We start from the raw sequence: 19584 nt of genomic DNA on the forward strand, positions 1-19584 counted from the left end.
GGACGGAGGTGCGCGCTCAGGGCGCCGATCAGAACACGCTGGCGTAGTCGCCCAGTTCGACCTGCACCGACTTGATGCGGGTGTAGTGGCCGAGGGTGGAGATGCCATTCTCGCGGCCGACGCCGGATTCCTTGTAGCCACCGACCGGCATTTCGGCCGGCGATTCACCCCAGGTGTTGATCCAGCAGATGCCGGCTTCCAGGCGGTGGATGATGCGGTGGGCGCGGCTGACGTCCTTGCTGACCACACCGGCGGCGAGGCCGAAGGTGGTGTCGTTGGCGCGACGCACCACTTCGTCTTCGTCGTCGTAGGCGAGGATGCTCATCACCGGCCCGAAGATCTCTTCCTTGACGATGGTCATGTCATCGCGGCAGTCGGAGAACACGGTCGGCAGCACGTAGGCGCCGTTGGCCAGTGCGCCTTCGGTGGCACGGCCGCCGCCGGTCAGCAGGCGGGCGCCTTCGGCCTTGCCGCTTTCGATGTAGCGCAGCACGTTTTCCATGTGCGGGAAGCTGGTCAGCGGGCCGAAGTTGGTTTCGGCGGCCATCGGGTCGCCGATGCGGATGCGCTTGACACGCTCGACAACGGCGGCCTCGAATGCGGCCAGCATGCTGCGCGGCACGAACACACGGGTGCCGTTGGTGCAGACCTGGCCGGAGCTGAAGAAGTTGGCCATCACCGCGATGTCGGCGGCGCGGTCGAGGTCGGCGTCATCGCAGATCACCAGCGGCGACTTGCCGCCCAGCTCCATCGTCACTTCCTTCAGCGACGAGGACGCGGCGCTGGCCATGACCTTCTTGCCGGTGGCGACGCCGCCGGTGAAGGAGATCTTCTCGATCACCGGGTGCTCGGTCAGCCACTGGCCGATCTCGCGGCCCGGGCCCTGCACGACGTTGAACACGCCGGCCGGCACGCCGGCTTCGGCGTAGATCTCGGCCAGCCGGATCGCGGTCAGCGGGGTCACTTCGGACGGCTTGAATACCATCGCGTTGCCGGCGGCCAGGGCCGGGGCCGACTTCCACATGGCGATCTGGATCGGGTAGTTCCAGGCGCCGATGCCGGCGACCACGCCCAGCGGCTCGCGGCGGGTGTAGAAGAAGCTGGAATCGCGCAGCGGCAGCTGGATGCCTTCGATGGCGGTGGCCAGGCCGGCGTAGTACTCGACCACGTCGGCACCGGTGACGATGTCCACGGTGGTGGTTTCGGCCAGCGCCTTGCCGGTGTCCAGGGTTTCGAGGTGCGCCAGTTCGTCGTTGCGCTCGCGCAGGATCTCGACGGCGCGGCGCAGGATGCGCGAACGTTCCATGGCGGTCATCGCGGCCCACACCTTCTGGCCTTCGGCCGCGCTCTGCACGGCGCGCTCGACGTCGGCCTGGCTGGCGACCTGCACTTCAGCGATCACTTCACCGGTGGCCGGGTTGACGGATTTGAAGGTCTTGCCGCTGGTGGCATCGACCCGCTGGCCGTGGATGTAGAGCTGTTGGATGGGCAGGGCGGTCATGGGACGTACTCCTTGGAAGGGGGCGGGGTGCTGAAGCGCTTATAGCGCGACAGCCTGCAACTGGAAGTCGATATAGCCGTAAGCGATACGCCGGGACTTCTCGGCGTTGAACTGGCCGCCGACCAGGCTGCCACGCAGCCACAGGCCGTCGATCATCGCGGCCAGGCCGCGGGCGGCCAGGCGGGCCTGCGGGTGGGGCAGCAGGCGGTTGAACTGGTGGCACAGGTTGGAGAACAGGCGCTGGTCGTTGGCGCGCTGCAGGCGGGCCAGTTCCGGCTGGTGCATGCTGGCGGCCCAGAAGGTGAGCCAGACGCGCATCGCGGTGCCGTTGATCTGGCTGTCGTCGAAGTTGCCATCGACGATGGCGCGCAGCTGGTCGCGCGGGTCGTCGCCGGCTTCGGCGCGGTAGCGGGCAACGGCGTCTTTCAGTTCGCGCAGGATCTGCCGCATTGCAGCATTAAGCAGACCGTCCTTGTCGCCGAAGTAGTGGGCGACGATGCCGCTGGACAGCCCTGCCTTCTTCGCGATGGTGGCGACGGTCGCATCGGCCATGCCGATCTCGTCGATGGTCTGGAAAGTGGCCCGGATCAGCTGCTCGCGCCGTACCGGTTCCACGCCTTTCTTCGGCATTGTCTCTCCACGGATTGCGACCCGAAGGATCGGGTTGCCCACCATTATGCTTTTTATTGATTGAACGTTCAATCAATAAACCCTAGGATGCGCTCGCGCCCCACGCCATGGGCCCGGTTTACCGGTCCGGCCCCGCCCATGTGCTCCCTCGGACTTGATGAGACGACCCCATGTCTTCCCTGGCTCATCCCAAGCGTTCGCCCCTGCGCTTGAACCGTTTTGTCTTCTTCAGCTCCTCGGTGTCGATCGGCATCCTCGGGCTGCTCACCGTTCTCTATCCCGAATGCAGCGAGCACTGGCTGCAATGGGCGCAGGCCGAGGTGTCGGCCGCGTTCGGCTGGTGGTACATGCTGCTGATCGTGCTGTGCCTGGGCTTCGTGCTGTGGCTGGCGTTCTCGCCCTATGGCCGCATCCGCCTGGGCCACAACGAGGAATCACCGGCCTTCGGCTACGTCGCCTGGGTCTCGATGCTGTTCTCGGCCGGCATCGGCATCGCGCTGCTGTACTACGGCGCCTACGAGCCGCTGGACCACTTCCTGCATCCGCCCGGGCAACCCGGCGGGACCGTGGCCGCCGGCCGCGAAGCGATGGTGCTGACCTTCCTGCACTGGGGCCTGCACGGCTGGGCGTTGTATGCGCTGGTCGGCGTGGCCCTGGGCTATTTCGCGTACCGCCGCGACCTGCCGCTGGCGCTGCGCTCGGCGCTGTACCCGATCTTCGGTGAGCGCATCCACGGCCGCATCGGCGACATGGTCGATGGCTTCGGCATCCTGGCGACGCTGATCTCGATGGTGACCAACCTCGGCATCGGCGCGCTGGTGGTGCAGTCCGGCCTGGTCTACCTGTTCCATATCCCGGATACGCCGCAGGTGCTGGTGGCGATCGTGCTGGTGATGATGGTGGTGGCCACCATCGGCGTGGTCGCGGGTGTGGAGAAGGGCATTGCCTGGCTCTCCAACCTCAACGTTCGCCTGTTGTGTGGCCTGCTGCTGTTCGTGCTGGTCACCGGCCCGACCCTGCACCTGTTCGATGGCCTGATCCAGAACACCGGCGATTATCTCGGCGCATTCGTGCGCAAGAGCTTCGACATGTACCTCAACGACCCGAAGGGCCGTGAGTGGATGGGCTCGTGGACGCTGTTCTACTGGGCGTGGTGGATCGCCTGGGCGCCGTTCGTCGGTCTTTTCGTGGCGCGCATCTCGCGTGGCCGCACCATCCGTGAAGTGATCATGGGCGTGCTGCTGATTCCGCTCGGCTTCACCCTGGCGTGGCTGTCGATCTTCGGCAACACCGCCATCGACCTGGTGCTCAACCACGGCCAGGCGATCCTGGGCGACGTGGCCCAGCACGATGCGGCAATGACGCTGTTCAAGCTGCTGGAATACCTGCCCGCTGCGCCCTACGTGGCCGGTGCCGCGGTGGTGATCGGTTTCGTGCTGTTCCTGACTCCCGTCGATTCGGGCACGCTGATGATCGCCAACCTGTGCACCCGTCGCGTTGATGATGGCGTGGAAGACGGCCATGACGCGCCGATCTGGCTGCGCGTGTTCTGGGCGGCCGGCATCACCGTGGCCAGCGTCGGCCTGCTGCTGGCCGGCAATTTCAGCGCGATGCAGACTGCGGTGGTGCTGTGCGGCCTGCCGTTCTCGTTCACCCTGGCGTTCTACATGTGGGGCCTGCTGAAGGCGCTGCGCACCGACCCGGATGCACCGCGGCGGTGATCGGGCACCTGGCATCTATCCCGATGCCGTCGGTGACGCAGTAGAGCCAGGCCATGCCTGGCTGCGGAGAAACAGGAAGGGCCGGATCTGTGAGGATCCGGCCCTTCTTCCTGTAGAGCCGAGCCATGCTCGGCTGATGCAGTGGCAATGTAGCCGAGCGCGGGCTCGGCTCTACAGGTGACGCGTTACTTGCCTGCCAGCTGGCGCAGCACGTACTGCAGCAGGCCACCGTGGTGGGCGAGGAGGCGCGCTTGCGAACCACTGGTTCGCGCGTCTCCGCAGCGCCCCCGCGCTGGCGCGGGGGCCGGGCTTCCGCCCGTTGGTACCGCAGGACGGTTCAGCGACCTGCCAGCTGGCGTAGCACGTACTGCAGCAGGCCACCGTGGCGGAAGTACTCGACTTCCTTCGGGGTCAGCAGCATCACCGAGACTTCAAAGGTCTTCTTGGTGCCGTCGGCCTTCGTGGCGGTAACCGTGGCGCGCTTGCTGGCACCGTCCTGCAGGCCGGTGATGTCGATCACTTCCGAGCCGTCCAGGCCCAGAGACTGTGCGTTCTCGCCGTTGCGGAACTGCAGCGGCAACACGCCCATGCCGACCAGATTGGAGCGGTGGATGCGCTCGAAGCTCTCGGCGATGACCGCCTTCACCCCCAGCAGCAGGGTGCCCTTGGCCGCCCAGTCGCGCGACGAGCCGGTGCCGTATTCCTTGCCGGCCAACACCACCAGCGGCACCTTGTCGGCCTTGTACTTCATGGCCGCATCGTAGATCGCCAGTTTCTCCGGCTGGCCACCGCCGGCCGGGTAGTACAGGGTGTTGCCACCTTCCTCGCCACCGAACATCAGGTTCTTGATGCGGATGTTGGCGAAGGTGCCGCGGACCATCACGTCATCGTTGCCGCGGCGGCTGCCGTAGCTGTTGAAGTCGGCCGGCTGCACGCCGCGCTCCTGCAGGAAGCGGCCTGCCGGCGAGTCCTTCTTGATGTTGCCGGCCGGGGAGATGTGGTCCGTGGTGATCGAATCGCCGAACAGGCCCATCACGCGCGCGCCGTGCACGTCGTCGATGCTGCCGGTCTGCATGGTCATGCCATCGAAGTACGGCGGGTTCTTGATGTACGTGGAGGCATCGCTCCACTCGTACAGGTTGCCGTCCGGCGAGGCGATGGTGTTCCAGCGGGTGTCACCCTTGAACACATCAGCGTAGTTCTGCTTGAACATCTCCGGGCCGATGGTGGCGGCGATGACATCGCCGATTTCCTTGTTGCTCGGCCAGATGTCGCGCAGGAACACCGGCTGGCCATCGCTGCCGGTGCCCAGCGGCTGGGTGGTCAGGTCAATGTCGGTGGTGCCGGCGATGGCATAGGCCACCACCAGCGGCGGACTGGCCAGGTAGTTCATCTTCACTTCGGGGTGCACGCGGCCCTCGAAATTGCGGTTGCCGGACAGTACCGAGGTGACCACCAGGTCGCCGGTGGCGATGCCGGCGCTGACTTCGGTCGGCAGCGGGCCGGAGTTGCCGATGCAGGTGGTGCAGCCGTAGCCGACCACGTAGAAGCCGATCTTCTCCAGCTCCTTAAGCACGCCAGCCTTTTCAAGGTAATCGGTGACCACGCGCGAACCCGGCCCGAGCGAGGTCTTCACCCATGGCTGGCGGTTCAGGCCCTTGGCGGCCGCGTTGCGGGCCAGCAGGCCGGCGCCGATCATCACCGCCGGGTTGGAGGTGTTGGTGCACGAGGTGATGGCAGCGATGACCACCGCGCCATCCTTCAGGCGCACCTTGCGGTTCTCGATCTCGATATCGGCGAAGCCCTTGGCCAGCTGCTCGTTGCCGACCGCAGCACCGCCGCCCTCATTGACGAACGAGGAGACATCGTCGCTGCGCTTGTCACGGTTGGCGGTCATGCCGACCAGCGCTTCGCGGTAGTTCTTCTGCACGTCTTCCAGCAGCACGCGGTCCTGCGGACGCTTCGGACCGGCCAGCGACGGCTTCACCGTGCCCATGTCCAGTTCCAGCGTGGTGCTGTACTGGGCATGCGGGCTGCCCGGTTCGTGCCACAGGCCCTGTGCCTTGGCATAGGCTTCGACCAGGTCGATCTGCTCTTCGCTGCGGCCGGACAGGCGCAGGTAGTTCAGCGACTCGGCGTCGATCGGGAAGATGCCGCAGGTGGCGCCGTATTCGGGCGCCATGTTGCCGATGGTGGCACGGTCGGCCAGCGGCAGGTGCTGCAGGCCGTCACCGTAGAACTCGACGAACTTGCCGACCACGCCCAGCTTGCGCAGCATCTGGGTGACAGTCAGTACCAGGTCGGTGGCGGTGGCACCTTCGGGCAGCTTGCCGGTCAGCTTGAAGCCCACCACCTGCGGGATCAGCATCGACGACGGCTGGCCGAGCATGGCCGCCTCCGCTTCGATGCCACCCACGCCCCAGCCGAGCACACCGATGCCGTTGATCATGGTGGTGTGGCTGTCGGTACCGAACACGGTATCGGGGTAGGCGACCGGCTTGCCGTCCTTGTCTGCCGTCATCACCACGCGGGCCAGGTTCTCCAGGTTCACCTGGTGGACGATGCCGGTGTTCGGCGGCACCACCTTGAAGTTGTCGAAGGCCTTCTGGCCCCAGCGCAGGAAGCCGTAGCGTTCCTGGTTGCGCTGGAATTCGATCTTGCCGTTGAGGTCCAGCGCGTCCGGCTTGCCGAACACATCGACCTGCACCGAGTGGTCGATGACCAGTTCGGAGGGAATCTGCGGATTGATCTGCTCCGGCGAGCCGCCAAGCTTGACCACCGCATCGCGCATCGCGGCCAGGTCGACCACGCAGGGCACGCCGGTGAAGTCCTGCAGGACCACGCGCGCCGGCATGAAGGCGATCTCGGTGTCCGGCTCGGCGGCCGGGTTCCAGCGGGCCACGGCTTCGATGTGGTCCTTGCCGACGGTGACGCCACCATCCTCGTGCCGGAGCAGGTTCTCCAGCAGGATCTTCATCGAGTAGGGCAGGTGGGAGATATCGAAGCGCTGGCCCAGCGTGGGCAGGCTGAAGTAGTCGTAGGTCTTGCCGCCGACGTTCAGCTGGCTGCGGGTGGAGAACGAATCGCTCATGCGGGGTAACTCCTTCTTGCGGATGGCTTGCAGTGGCCCGCGCATGGGCGGGCCTGCTTGCGGTCGCCGTGGCCTGGGGGCCCCGGTGGTCCCAGTATGAACCCCAGACTGAATGGATTCATCCGGGCCGGGTCCCGGCCTGCGGCATCGGTTCCAGACTACAGGGGAAGGTGTATGGCGTATGTCACGTTTGTGGCCGATCCTTTGCGAGGCAAGGGCTGGCGGGTGCCGGTCCTGTTCAGGGTGGAAGTATGCCTGGGGAAGTATGTATAATTTGTGCATACTCTGGAGGGACTACCGATGGAAGCCACTGTTGCAGAACGCGGACAGATCACCCTGCCCAAGGCGGTGCGTGATGCCCTCGGCCTGACCAAGGGCACGCTGCTGAAGGTCGAGCTGGACGGCAGCCGCATCATCCTGCGCAAGAGTGTTGACGATGCCATTTCACGGGCGCGCGGCAAGTTCGCGCTGGACGGCTTCGAATCGTCCGACGCAGCGGTACGCGCGGTGCGTGACGAGGAATAAGCCGTGATGATCGCCGTCGATTCACCGGTGCTGGTCGAGCTGCTCAGTAATGGCCCGCAGGCCGATGCCGTGGAGGCCATCCTCAGGCAGAGCCTGGTCGGTGGCCGCGTGGTGGTCTGCGGGGCGACCCTGGCCGAGGTCTGCGCGTCGCTGCGCGGCGGCGCCGAGGTGCTCGAAGCGCTGGAAGAAATGGGCGTGCACTTCAACCCGATGGAAGCCAAGTCGGCGCTGCGCGCCGGCGAGATGCACCGCCGTCACCGCCAGCGCAGCGGCAGCCGCCGCAGCCTGGACGAATTCATGGTCGGCGCCCACGCACTGCTGCAGTGCGATGGCCTGATCACCTGGAACGACACGTTTTACCGCGACTACTTCAAGGGCCTGAAGCTGATCGTGCCGCACGCCTGAGCCCACTTTTTTTCAACCTACGCATTACCCGGGAGTTGTCATGTTGGAAGCCTACCGCCACCACGTCGCCGAGCGCGCTGCGCTTGGCATCCCGCCGCTGCCGCTGAGCGCGCAGCAGACGGCCGATGTCATCGAACTGCTGAAGAACCCGCCGCAGGGCGAGGCCGAGTTCCTGCTCGACCTGCTGACCCACCGCGTGCCGGCCGGCGTCGATGACGCGGCCAAGGTCAAGGCCTCGTACCTGGCGGCGATCGCCCTGGGCAGCGAGCAGAACCCGCTGATCAGCCGCGAGCGCGCTACCGAACTGCTGGGCACCATGCTCGGCGGCTACAACGTCGCGCCGCTGGTGCAGCTGCTGGACGACGCCAGCGTCGGTACCATCGCCGCCAACGGTCTGAAGAAGACCCTGCTGGTGTTCGATGCCTTCCACGATGTTCAGGAAAAGGCCAAGGCGGGCAACGCCAACGCCCAGGCCGTGCTGCAGAGCTGGGCCGACGCCGAGTGGTTCACCAGCAACCCGGAAGTGCCGCAGAGCCTGACCGTCACCGTGTTCAAGGTGCCGGGCGAGACCAACACCGACGACCTGTCGCCGGCGCCGGACGCGACCACCCGTCCGGACATCCCGATGCACGCCCTGGCGATGCTGAAGAACAAGCGCGACGATGCGCCGTTCACCCCGGAAGAAGACGGCAAGCGCGGCCCGATCCAGCAGATCCTCGACCTGAAGGACAAGGGCCACCTGGTCGCCTACGTCGGCGACGTGGTCGGCACCGGCTCCTCGCGCAAGTCGGCCACGAACAGCGTGCTGTGGTGGACCGGCGATGACATTCCGTTCATCCCGAACAAGCGCGCCGGTGGCGTCTGCCTGGGTTCGAAGATCGCCCCGATCTTCTACAACACCATGGAAGATGCCGGTGCACTGCCGATCGAGCTGGACGTGTCGAAGATGGAGCACGGCGATGTGGTCGAGCTGCGTCCGTACGAAGGCAAGGCACTGAAGAACGGCGAAGTGATTGCCGAGTTCCAGGTCAAGTCCGAAGTGCTGTTCGACGAGGTGCGCGCCGGTGGCCGCATTCCGCTGATCATCGGCCGTGGCCTGACCGGCAAGGCGCGCGAAGCGCTGGGCCTGGCCCCGACCGACCTGTTCCGCCTGCCGGTGCAGCCGGTCGATACCGGCAAGGGCTTCTCGCTGGCGCAGAAGATGGTTGGCCGCGCCTGTGGCCTGCCGGAAGGCCAGGGCATGCGCCCGGGCACCTACTGCGAACCGAAGATGACCTCGGTCGGCTCGCAGGACACCACCGGCCCGATGACCCGTGACGAGCTGAAGGACCTGGCCTGCCTGGGCTTCTCGGCCGACCTGGTGATGCAGTCGTTCTGCCACACCGCCGCCTACCCGAAGCCGGTGGACGTGAAGACCCACCACACCCTGCCGGAGTTCATCTCCACCCGTGGCGGCGTCTCGCTGCGCCCGGGCGACGGCGTGATCCACAGCTGGCTCAACCGCATGCTGCTGCCGGACACCGTCGGTACCGGTGGTGACTCGCACACCCGTTTCCCGGTGGGCATTTCGTTCCCGGCCGGTTCGGGCCTGGTCGCCTTCGCCGCTGCCACCGGCGTGATGCCGCTGGACATGCCGGAGTCGGTGCTGGTGCGCTTCAAGGGCAAGATGCAGCCGGGCGTGACCCTGCGTGACCTGGTCAACGCGATCCCGCTGTACGCGATCAAGTCGGGCCTGCTGACCGTGGCCAAGGCTGGCAAGAAGAACATCTTCTCCGGCCGCATCCTGGAAATCGAAGGCCTGCCGGAACTGAAGGTCGAACAGGCGTTCGAACTGTCCGACGCTTCGGCCGAGCGTTCGGCGGCCGGTTGCTCGGTGCGCCTGAACAAGGAGCCGATCATCGAGTACCTCAACAGCAACATCACCCTGTTGAAGTGGATGATTGCCGAGGGTTACCAGGATCCGCGTTCGCTGCAGCGTCGCATCGAGAAGATGGAAGCGTGGCTGGCCAACCCGGAGCTGCTGGAGCCGGATGCCGACGCCGAGTACGCCGCTGTCATCGAGATCGACCTGGCCGACATCCACGAGCCGATCGTGGCCTGCCCGAACGACCCGGACGACGTGAAGACCCTGTCCGAAGTGGCCGGCGCCAAGATCGACGAAGTGTTCATCGGTTCGTGCATGACCAACATCGGTCACTTCCGCGCGGCTGCCAAGCTGCTGGAAGGCAAGCGTGACCTGCCGACCCGCCTGTGGGTGGCACCGCCGACCAAGATGGATGCTTCCGAGCTGACCAAGGAAGGCGTGTACGGCACCTTCGGCGCTACCGGCGCACGCATGGAAATGCCGGGCTGCTCGCTGTGCATGGGCAACCAGGCGCAGATCCGCGAAGGTTCCACCGCGATGTCGACCTCGACCCGCAACTTCCCGAACCGCCTGGGCCGCAACACCAACGTGTACCTGGGTTCGGCGGAACTAGCCGCGATCTGCTCGCGCCTGGGCCGCATCCCGACCAAGGAGGAGTACATGGCGGACATCGGCGTGATCAACGCCAATGGTGCGGAGATCTACCGCTACATGAACTTCGACCAGATCGAGGAATACCAGGACGTGGCCAAGACGGTTGCTGCCTGATGCGGTAACGCCAGCCACTGGCCGGTAGCCCGTTGAAACGAAGAGCCCCCGGTGAAAGCCGGGGGTTTTTTGTGTGTGCCGGGCCAGGTGGCCTAGCCCATGCGCATCGCTGTCCGGGTCTGCTCCTGGATCTGCTCCAGGGCGTGGTCCTGCTGGGCAACCTGCTGTACCTGCGACATCTGTTCGACCTTGGCGAGCGACTGCTCCACGGGCGTGCTGATTGCCTCGCTGATCGCGACCGACGCCCGCAGGTGTGCCGGATTGTCGAGCGCTCCCTGCACAACGAACATGCGAGAGTCCGAGCCATCGCTGGTTGGATTGCCCAGGACCACATGATCGATGCGTTCCAGGCCGCTGCTCTTGGCCGCCGCCAGCAGGCTGGCCGTCATCCGCTCGCTGGTTTCATCGAAGCTGCGGCCGTGCCTGGCATCCACAGCGGATACACCGTCGCGAATCTGCCGGTAGAGAGGTTGGTCTGGGTGGCCTTCCTTCCTGGGATCCAGGCCCGCCTTGTCCAAGGTGGATTCGATGCTCTCCTGCAATGGGTTCCTGGGGGAGAAGCCGGGATTGCCGAGGGAGGGCGAGCCCTGGTCGGTTGCATCCTGGATCAGTTGCTCTCCAGGCTTGAGCGCATTGCGGGCCTGCTGCGCGACTTCGGCTTCGTGGCGGGCATGCGCACCAGCTTCCTCGGTGCCGCGCAGGTAATTGACCCCGTCGCGCAGCAGACCCGGTCCACCACCGACAAGCACGGTCGCCGCCGCGCGCAGCTGATGAACATCACTGCGGTAGTCGGCAATCCGGCGCAGGTCTTCAGGATCCGTGGCCCGGGCCTGGGGGTTGTCCAGTACAGACTGCACCGGACCCTTGTCGGTCATGCGATCAAGGAAATGAACCAATCGATGGGAGTCACCCAATTGGACCGCCACGGCGGCGGACATGACATGGCCGCTCTTCATCCCAAGCGTTCCGAGCGAGGCGATGCGCTGGCCGTGCTCGGCGTTGCGCAGAACCTCCAGTTCCCTGGGCAGCGCATACATCTCGACCTTGCCGTAATGAGGGCCGCCCGCACTGACCAGGTCGCCTGCCATCACATGGTTGGTGAAGGGCGCCGCATTGGCCGGCTGGCCTTCAGGGAGGCGATACGCCAGCCCCGCGGCACCGTAAGGATTGAAGGCGTCGCCGGGGAGGTTGTAGTGATGGGCGGTGATCTGCGCGAGGGCGCCGCCGAGGGAGTGACCGGTGACGTGTACGGGCCCAATCCCCCTTTCATCAGCCAGCTTGATGGCCTGCTTGGTCAGGGCGAGGGCATCGCCGAGTTGCGCGTTGACTCTGGCAGTGACCATCGCAGCGTCAATGCCGCCGTCCAGAAGGGGCTGGCGATCAAACTCGGTGCCGCGATGGGCAATGATGACTTCGTCGGTTTCAACTTTGCGATAGACAATGCCCTGGTAACCAGTGCTGGAATCCCGTCTAACTAAGATCTCGTAATCGCTTCCTGCAATGGTGACGGACGTGGCATCCGGAGATAATCCATTGTAGACATGGTCCGAGAGTGTGGCGCTGGTAATAGGGTTCATGGGGCATCTCCTTCAATCCGGGAGGAGATTTCTATGGGGAAGTACTTTGGGCGGTCGGCGAGTGGGCGCTTGTCAAACATCGTCTTTGACAGCGTCCAGGCTCGTTCAGGTGTCTGCCCTGGGATGAGAGGTTTTAGTTCCTTCTCTACGTATGTCGTAGAGCCTCCCGTGTCTTCAATTCTCTGGAAAGGGGCGCCGACTGTTGCGTAGATTGTGCGTCCATCACTGATCATCGGGAACGAAGCTTGCACAGTATTCGGCATCCATTTGCATGGGCCGCGCCCGTAATAGTCAGCGACCGCCATCCCGTCTTTGAACACGGTGGTGGTGAACTCGGTGTCGCTTATTCGCTGTGCTTTGAACTCGATTGAATGCCATTTGGGTTCGTAATGCACGCCCTCGTAGTTGTTGATCGGGGGGAGGCAAAGCGAGTCGATCTCGTACAAGACGGTGATCGTGGGGGTTGGGACATTCACGGGTGCGTCGTGGACCCGAATCACAATCGGCAGCGCATCCTTGGGTGCAGGGTTCTCGCGGTAGACCGGATATGAGCGTTCCTTGTTGCAGCCTGGAATGGCCAGTGTGATCAATGCGATCAACGCAACATGAGCAAAGCTGGGGGCGGATTTCAGCATGAGCGGTCCAGGTCGCTGATCAAGGTTTTGCGGGGTGCGGCGACACCATGAAGGGCACCTCGGGGCAAATGCGACGGATTGTGCATTTCATGCTGGGGGCACGCCGGTACTCCATCCTTGCGTACCCGTGCCACGGGGCATTGCGGCGTATCGTTCATCGGCGTTCCATTGCTCTGCGACGTCTGACTATACGACCCGGTGCAGCTGTACTCCAAGGCCGAGGTCCAGCGCCGGGGGCGTCGCGTGGGACGCCGCCCAGCATCCGGCCGCTTGCTAGCAGGCGACGTGCAGCGACTGCTGCAACCATGCATCAATGTGCACGCTGGCGAATGCCGGATTCTCCAGCGTGGAGATATGGCCGGCATCGGGGATCGATTGCAGCCGGCAGCCGATCTGGCCCGCCATCTGCCGCGCTTCGGTCAAGGGGCGTGGCAGGTCGTGTTCGCCACTCAGGATCAGCGTTGTTTCCGGGTCCAGATCCTTCAATGCGCCCAGCCGGTCCGGGCGGCCGAAGATCAGGCGACCCAGCGGCACGATCGCGTCGAGCAGGCGCTCGCGGGGCCAGGACAGCAGCCGTTGCAGGAACAGCACCCGGATCGGATCGTCGTTAGCGATGCCTGGACGGAAGAACAGCGGCACAATCTGTTCGGCTATGGCTTCGGGGATGCAGCCCAGCTGTTCGATCATGTCGAGCATGCCGAAATAGCGTTGCCGGGAGGCCTCCGGTTCCGCACCGAGGTAGGTGTCCATCAGGACAAGCGAGCGGACCTGCTCGGGGCGCTGCAGCGCCAGTTCCGCTGCCCACATGCCGCCGACCGACAAGCCAGCCACCGCGTACTGCCGGATGCCCAGCGCATCCAGCAAGCGGCCGACTTCGCGCGCGAGGCACGCAGGTGTGGTGAGGGCGGCGGACAGGGGCAGATCGTTGTCGTGGCCGGGCAGCTCCGGAAGGATCAGGCGATAGCGCCGCGACAGCAGCTCGATCTGTGGTGCCCACATGTCGCGGCCCCAGAGATAGCTGCCGCCGAGGACAAGCGGAAAGCCGGTGCCGATATCGTGATGGGTGAGAAGGGGCAAGGGGAGGCTCCATGGAAGGGAGCCTCACGCTGCGGGGGTAGGGGAAGCACGTCCAATGTGGCGGATCGACGAGGGGCCATCCCTGGGTGCAAGTGAGGTGATTACGACACCGATGTACGCAAGGCGCACTGTTGAAACGCCGCTGTCCGAGGTTGCTGCAAGCGCAAACGGGTTGAATGCGACGTCTGGCCTGTGTGTTTGGCCGATGCGGAGCCGAGCATGGGCTATGCCGGGCGTCCTTGCCCGGCCCCCTGCGGGCCGTCGCAAGCGACGTTGGCAACGGCTCCTGCCGTTGCCTTCGGCTCTACAGCTCCCCATCAGCCGCGGGCGAGTGACAGCAACCGCTCGGCAATCCGTTCCAGCGGTACCTGTTCCTCGGCGGCGCCGAGCTTGAACGCTGCACCCGGCATGCCCCAGACCACGCTGGTGGCCTCGTCCTGCACCAGTGTCGGCGCGCCGGCCTGGCGCATTTCCAGCAGGCCGCGTGCGCCGTCGTCGCCCATGCCGGTGAGGATGGCGCCGATGGCATTGCCGCCGGCGTTCTGCGCGACCGAGCGGAACAGCACATCGACCGCTGGCTTGTGCCGGTTCACTGCCGGGCCATCATCGACACGGCAGCGCCAGCGCGCACCGTCGCGGATGATCCGCAGGTGCTTGCCGCCCGGCGGCAGGTAGGCGTGGCCGGGCAGCACGGCTTCGCCGTCGCTGGCCTCACGCACGGCCATGGCCGAGTGGCGGTCCAGGCGCTCGGCGAAGGCGCTGCTGAAGCTGGCCGGCAGGTGCTGGGTCATCACCACGGCGGGCGCGTCGGCCGGCATGCCTTCCAACACCACGCGCAACGCTTCGGTGCCGCCGGCCGAGGAGCCGATCGCGATCAGCCGGTCGGTGGTGCGGAACTGCGGAGCAGCGGGGCGCATCGCAGGCGCGGCGTCCAGCAGGAGCTTCGGTGCGGCAGCGCGCACCAGCGGGCGAACGCGCGAACGCGCCGCCATCTTCACCTTTGCGATGATTTCATCGGCGTAGGCCTGCAGGCCACGCGCCACGTCCAGCTTCGGCTTGGAGACGAAGTCCACCGCGCCCAGCGCCAGCGCCTGCAGCGTGGTGTCGGCGCCGCGTTCGGTCAGCGAGGAGATCATCACCACCGGCAGCGGATGCAGGCGCATCAGGTTTTCCAGGAACGCGAGCCCGTCCATGCGTGGCATTTCCACGTCCAGGGTGATCACATCCGGGGCCAGGCGCTTGATCTTCTCGCGCGCCAGCAGTGGGTCGGCGGCGGTGCCGACCACGTCGATGGACGGATCGCTGGACAGGATCTCGGTGAGCATCTGGCGCACGACGGCGGAGTCGTCGACGATCAGGACCCGGCAGGGGGCGTTGCCGGTCAGGGTCATTCGAACAGCTCCACGCCACCGGTGACCGGGGCCCTGGACAGGCGCGCACGCACGGCCGATTCGGTCGCGGCCACTTCGGCTTCGTGAGCGTGCGGCAGGCGCTGGACGACCACGCGGCCGGTATCGGCAAAGAACCAGATCTTGCGCGGATGGATGCCGCACAGGTCCTCGGCAATGATCGGGATGTGCTCGGCCTGGAGGTACTGGCGCACGAATTCGGCGTTGCGGGTGCCGACCGGGTTGCTGGTGAAGCCCTTCAGCACGTTGGCGCCGCCGAACACCTTGGCTTCAATACGCTTGCGGTGGGCGCCGCGCTTGAGCATGTCGTTGATCAGCAGTTCCATCGCATAGCTGCCGTAGCGCGCGGGTGCGCCGTCGCCGGCGTTGCCTTCGGGCAGCAGGAAGTGGTTCATGCCGCCGATCTTCAGCACCGGGTCGCGCAGGCACGCGGCCACGCAGGAGCCCAGCGTGGTGGTCAGCGCAGTGGTGTCATCGACCACCAGGTACTGGGTCGGCAGCAGCTTGGCGGCGATGGTCTGGAAGCGCGCGTCCTGGTAGCGCATCACATCGTCGGTACGCAGCGAGGCATTCATATGCCGGCCTTTGCCGCACGGCGGTACAGGGTGCGGCCGCAGGGCTGGATCAGGTCGGCGGCGTGCAGGTAGTTCTCCGAGTGGCCGGTGTAGAGCAGGCCATCGTCGGCCAGGTGCTGCACCAGGCGGCCGAGTATGGCGCGCTGGGTCGGTTTGTCGAAGTAGATCATCACGTTGCGGCAGAACAGCGCGTCGAACGGGCCGCCAACGTCGTAGCGCGGCGCGAGCAGGTTCAGGGGACGGAACTCGATCAGCTCGCGCAGTGCGGGCAGCACGCGGCACTGGCCCTCGTTGGGGCCGCTGCCGCGCTGGAAGTAGCGGCGGCGCAGGTCCGGATCCAGGCTGGTGACGCGATCGATGTTGTAGACGCCGCGGCCGGCGGTGGCCAGCACCTGGGTGTCGACGTCGGTGGCGATGATGCGCACCGGTGGCTTCAGCGTGCCGAAGGCCTCGCAGGCAGTGATCGCCATCGAGTAGGGCTCTTCGCCGGTGGATGCCGCGCACGACCACAGCAGCAGCGGCGTGCGGCTGGAGCGCTGCTGCAGCTCCTCGCGCAGCTTGTCGAAGTGGTGCGGTTCGCGGAAGAACGAGGTCAGGTTGGTGGTCAGGGCGTTGGTGAACGCCTGCCACTCGTCACCATCTTCCTGCTCCAGATGGTCCAGGTACTGCTGGAAGCTGCGCATGCCCAGCGTGCGCAGGCGGCGCGACAGGCGGCCATAGACCATGTCGCGCTTTGCCGGCGCGAGGGCGATGCCCACGCGCTGGTAGATCAGGTCGCAGACGCGGCGGAAATCACGGTCGGCGAACTCGAATTCGCGCGGGCCGGTAACGATGGGAGTAGGACTTTGCACGGGGGACGTGTCCATCGGCGAGGGCGGTGGCCGCAGCCACCGCGGGTGGGTCTCAGAATTCCTGCCAGTCGCTGTCGGTGGCGACGAAGGTGCTGGCGTTGCCGCTGCGGCGGACCGGAGCGGACGTGCTGGCCGGCTGCGGACGTGCCATGGTGGCGATACGGGCCGGCTCGACGCGCGCGGCCACGGCCTTTACTGCGGCGGACACCTGGTTGTCGAGGCGGAAGATCGCCACGGCGTCGGCCAGCTGCGCGGCCTGGTCTTCCATCGCACGTGCGGCGGCAGTGGCTTCTTCCACCAGTGCGGCATTCTGCTGGGTGGTTTCGTCCATCTGCACCACGGTCTGGTTGACCTGCTCGATGCCGGCCGACTGTTCCTGCGAGGCGGCGGAAATCTCGGCCATGATGTCGGTCACGCGCTGCACCGAGGCGACGATCTCACCCATGGTGCTGCCGGCCTGGTGGACCAGGCTGGAGCCTTCGGCGACCTTGCCGACCGAATCGTCGATCAGGCCCTTGATCTCCTTCGCGGCGGCGGCCGAGCGCTGGGCGAGGGTGCGCACTTCGCTGGCGACCACGGCGAAACCACGGCCCTGTTCACCGGCACGGGCGGCTTCCACGGCGGCGTTCAGCGCCAGGATGTTGGTCTGGAAGGCGATGCCGTCGATGACCGAGATGATCTCGGCGATCTTCTTCGACGAGGCTTCGATGGCCGACATGGTGGTGACCACCTGGCCGACCACGTCGCCGCCCTGCGAGGCGACGCCATGCGCGCCGATGGCGAGCTGGTTGGCCTGGCGGGCGTGCTCGGCGTTCTGGCGCACGGTGGAGGTCAGTTCCTCCATCGACGCGGCGGTTTCCTCGAGGTTGGCAGCCTGCTGCTCGGTGCGGCGCGACAGATCGCTGTTGCCCGACGCGATCTCGCCAGCGGCGAGGGTGATGCTGGAGGCACTGGCCTGGATCTGGCCGACGATCTGGGTCAGCTGGGTGACGGTGGTGTTGGCGTCGTCACGCATGCGTGCGAACACGCCCTGGTAGTCGCCGTGCATGCGCGCGGTCAGGTCACCCTCGGCGATGGCCGACAGCAGCTGCGAGAGCTTGCCGAGGTTGTCATCGCTGACCGCCATCATCGCGTTTAGGTTTTCCAGCATCAGGCGGAAATCGTGATCGAAGCGCTGCGCATCGCCACGACGGCTGAAGTCGCCGGCCGCGGCGGCGCTGGCCAGCTGCTTGATCTCGGCGTTGATGCGGCCGAGGTTGGCCTTGACCGTATCGACGGTGGTGGTCATCGCGGCCTTCTCGCCCGGGTAGCGTGCGATGTCGCGGCTCAGGTCACCGACCGCGTACTGCTGCACCACGTCCAGCACGTCGTGCAGGGTCTGCACGTGGCCTCCGACCAAGGCGTTGGTTTCCTGCACCATCAGCCCGTACTCGCCGGGGAAGGCGCTGGCATCGATGCGGTAGCTCAGTTCGCCACCGTCGTGGCGGCGCGCCATTTCGCGCTGGCCGGTGATGACCGCATGCAGCTGCTGCTGCATGCCGGCCATGGCGTCCAGCAGGCGACCGGTTTCATCGTGCGGCTGCGGGCCGATGTGGCTGTCGAGCTTGCCGGCGGCGATGCCTTCGGCGACGGCCGTGGCCTGCTTCAGCGGTACCGCGATACGGTTGCCGATGACCCAGCTCAGGGCCAGCACGATCAGCACCAGCACGCCGCCGGAGACCGTCATGATGGCGGTGAACACCAGCGCCTGCTTCTGCACGTCGTCCATGTAGACGCCGCTGCTGACCACCCAATTCCAGGGCGCGAACAGGCCGGCGTAGGCGACCTTCTCGACCACGCCCTCGCTGCCCGGCTTGGCCCAGCGGTAGGTGACGAAGCCACCACCGGCCTTGGCTGCTTCGACCTGGTCGTAGTAGATGCGCACGCCGTCGTCGGTGCGGAAGTCCTTCATGTCCTTGCCGACCAGATCCTTGCGGAACGGGTGCATCAGCAGGCGGTAGCCGGTGTCGTAGATGTTGAAGTAGTAGGCATCGTTATCGGCGCGCATCACTTCCAGCGCCTGCAGGGCGGCGGCCTTGGCAGCGTCCTCGCTGAGCTCGCCGGTACCGGCCAGGCGATGGTAGTGCTGCAGGATGCCGTAGCTCAGTTCGACCTGGGTCTTCAGTGCGGTCTTGCGGGTCTCGGTCAGGTCCAGGTACTGCATGCGGGCGGCGATCACCGACAGCGCGATCACGCCGAGCGCGATGAGCAGCGTCAGCAGGTTGAGCTTGCGCCGGACGGAAAGATTGCGGAAGTAGTGTTGCCAGCGATGCAGGAGATTCATCGAGCAGGACCAGGTCGAAGCGGGCGGGCGGCGCCGTGCCGGTCACAGCGGGACAAGCGGTGACAACCCCGTTATCGGCCGCGCTGGCGGGGGATTGAGGTGCGGTGTCCGAACGTATTCAGGTTTCCTTGCAGCGGCGGCTGCGGCGCTGCCTGCGGCAGGCTTGTGAAGCGACGGCAAAAGCAACAGCAACAGCAACAGCAACGGCGGTTGGTCGGCTCTGACTTTTCAGTGGGTGGCTGGGGCGGGGTGGGCTGGCGGGACACGCCGTAAACCCATCCTTGGGGGCTCGATGGCGCCATCCATGGCGCCAACGGTCCCGCCAGCCCACCCCGACCCAACCCTCTCGGCATTTCGATGTCGGACGGCAAGAGCGTTGGGTTTCCAAGTGGAAAGAGGGGTCAGATCCGTTTTCCTGCGGAAAACGGATCTGACCCCGGAAGCGACCAGACTTCTGCTTTTTGCTCTTCTTTCTTCAATCCGGGGTGGACGCGCACGGAAAGTGTCCGTGGCCGGGAGGGTGGGTTGCGCAGGGGTGTCCGCGGCATGGATGCCGCGGCCAAGCCCCCAGGGATGGGTTCACGGCGGCCCCTGCGCAACCCACCCTCCCGGCCCAAACGAAGGAAATCCGC

14 protein-coding genes are annotated in these 19584 nt (G+C 65.8%); 4 read left to right on the forward strand and 10 right to left on the reverse strand.

The window, feature by feature from the left end; translation table 11 throughout:
* Nucleotides 1-28: 28 nt before the first annotated feature.
* Complete coding sequence (gene betB, locus CCR98_RS09815; protein WP_087922448.1) at nt 29-1501, reverse strand: betaine-aldehyde dehydrogenase; 1473 nt, start codon at nt 1499-1501, stop codon at nt 29-31.
* A gap of 39 nt (nt 1502-1540) precedes the next feature.
* Nucleotides 1541-2131 (reverse strand): transcriptional regulator BetI, encoded by a 591-nt coding sequence (gene betI / locus CCR98_RS09820; protein WP_087922449.1) that lies wholly within the window; start codon nt 2129-2131, stop codon nt 1541-1543.
* A 170-nt stretch (nt 2132-2301) separates the two neighbouring features.
* On the opposite strand from betI, the gene CCR98_RS09825 reads away from it, so the two are divergent.
* The gene (locus CCR98_RS09825) at nt 2302-3852 is read left to right on the forward strand and encodes a BCCT family transporter (protein WP_087922450.1); all 1551 of its coding nucleotides are present in this window, start codon (nt 2302-2304) and stop codon (nt 3850-3852) included.
* A gap of 337 nt (nt 3853-4189) precedes the next feature.
* On the opposite strand, the gene acnA is transcribed toward CCR98_RS09825, so the two are convergent.
* Complete coding sequence (gene acnA / locus CCR98_RS09830) at nt 4190-6943, reverse strand: aconitate hydratase AcnA (RefSeq protein ID WP_087922451.1); 2754 nt, start codon at nt 6941-6943, stop codon at nt 4190-4192.
* 300 nt (nt 6944-7243) lie between these two features.
* On the opposite strand from acnA, the gene CCR98_RS09835 reads away from it, so the two are divergent.
* Genes CCR98_RS09835 through acnB form a run of 3 tightly spaced genes read left to right on the forward strand, consistent with a single transcriptional unit; the run spans nt 7244 to nt 10505 of the window.
* Nucleotides 7244-7468 (forward strand): AbrB/MazE/SpoVT family DNA-binding domain-containing protein, encoded by a 225-nt coding sequence (locus tag CCR98_RS09835; protein WP_005409505.1) that lies wholly within the window; start codon nt 7244-7246, stop codon nt 7466-7468.
* Nucleotides 7469-7474: 6 nt separating this feature from the next.
* Nucleotides 7475-7873 carry a type II toxin-antitoxin system VapC family toxin gene (locus tag CCR98_RS09840; protein ID WP_010482492.1) on the forward strand — a complete coding sequence of 133 codons (399 nt, stop codon included), beginning with the start codon at nt 7475-7477 and terminating at the stop codon, nt 7871-7873.
* A 40-nt stretch (nt 7874-7913) separates the two neighbouring features.
* Entirely contained in the window at nt 7914-10505 is a 2592-nt protein-coding gene (gene acnB, locus CCR98_RS09845) for a bifunctional aconitate hydratase 2/2-methylisocitrate dehydratase (RefSeq protein WP_049463414.1), read from the forward strand.
* A gap of 92 nt (nt 10506-10597) precedes the next feature.
* On the opposite strand, the gene CCR98_RS09850 is transcribed toward acnB, so the two are convergent.
* The 7 genes from CCR98_RS09850 to CCR98_RS09880 form a co-directional block, all read right to left on the reverse strand.
* Nucleotides 10598-12082 (reverse strand): XVIPCD domain-containing protein, encoded by a 1485-nt coding sequence (locus tag CCR98_RS09850; protein ID WP_087922452.1) that lies wholly within the window; start codon nt 12080-12082, stop codon nt 10598-10600.
* Nucleotides 12079-12717 (reverse strand): hypothetical protein, encoded by a 639-nt coding sequence (locus tag CCR98_RS09855; protein WP_087922453.1) that lies wholly within the window; start codon nt 12715-12717, stop codon nt 12079-12081. Before CCR98_RS09855 ends, CCR98_RS09850 begins: the two co-directional genes overlap by 4 nt.
* Nucleotides 12718-12990: 273 nt before the next feature.
* Nucleotides 12991-13794, reverse strand: a complete 804-nt coding sequence (locus tag CCR98_RS09860) for an alpha/beta fold hydrolase (RefSeq protein ID WP_087922454.1) — start codon at nt 13792-13794, stop codon at nt 12991-12993.
* A gap of 317 nt (nt 13795-14111) precedes the next feature.
* On the reverse strand, nt 14112-15185 hold the full coding sequence (locus CCR98_RS09865) for a chemotaxis response regulator protein-glutamate methylesterase (RefSeq protein WP_087922455.1): 1074 nt from the start codon (nt 15183-15185) through the stop codon (nt 14112-14114).
* Complete coding sequence (gene cheD, locus CCR98_RS09870) at nt 15182-15778, reverse strand: chemoreceptor glutamine deamidase CheD (protein ID WP_087922456.1); 597 nt, start codon at nt 15776-15778, stop codon at nt 15182-15184. Before cheD ends, CCR98_RS09865 begins: the two co-directional genes overlap by 4 nt.
* Nucleotides 15775-16644 (reverse strand): CheR family methyltransferase, encoded by an 870-nt coding sequence (locus CCR98_RS09875; RefSeq protein ID WP_087922457.1) that lies wholly within the window; start codon nt 16642-16644, stop codon nt 15775-15777. The genes cheD and CCR98_RS09875 overlap by 4 nt, the downstream gene beginning before the upstream one ends.
* Before the next feature lie 37 nt (nt 16645-16681).
* Nucleotides 16682-18952 (reverse strand): methyl-accepting chemotaxis protein, encoded by a 2271-nt coding sequence (locus tag CCR98_RS09880; protein ID WP_087922458.1) that lies wholly within the window; start codon nt 18950-18952, stop codon nt 16682-16684.
* Between the last annotated feature and the right edge of the window lie 632 nt (nt 18953-19584).

Source organism: Stenotrophomonas sp. WZN-1 (assembly GCF_002192255.1).
Taxonomy (GTDB): Bacteria; Pseudomonadota; Gammaproteobacteria; order Xanthomonadales; family Xanthomonadaceae; genus Stenotrophomonas.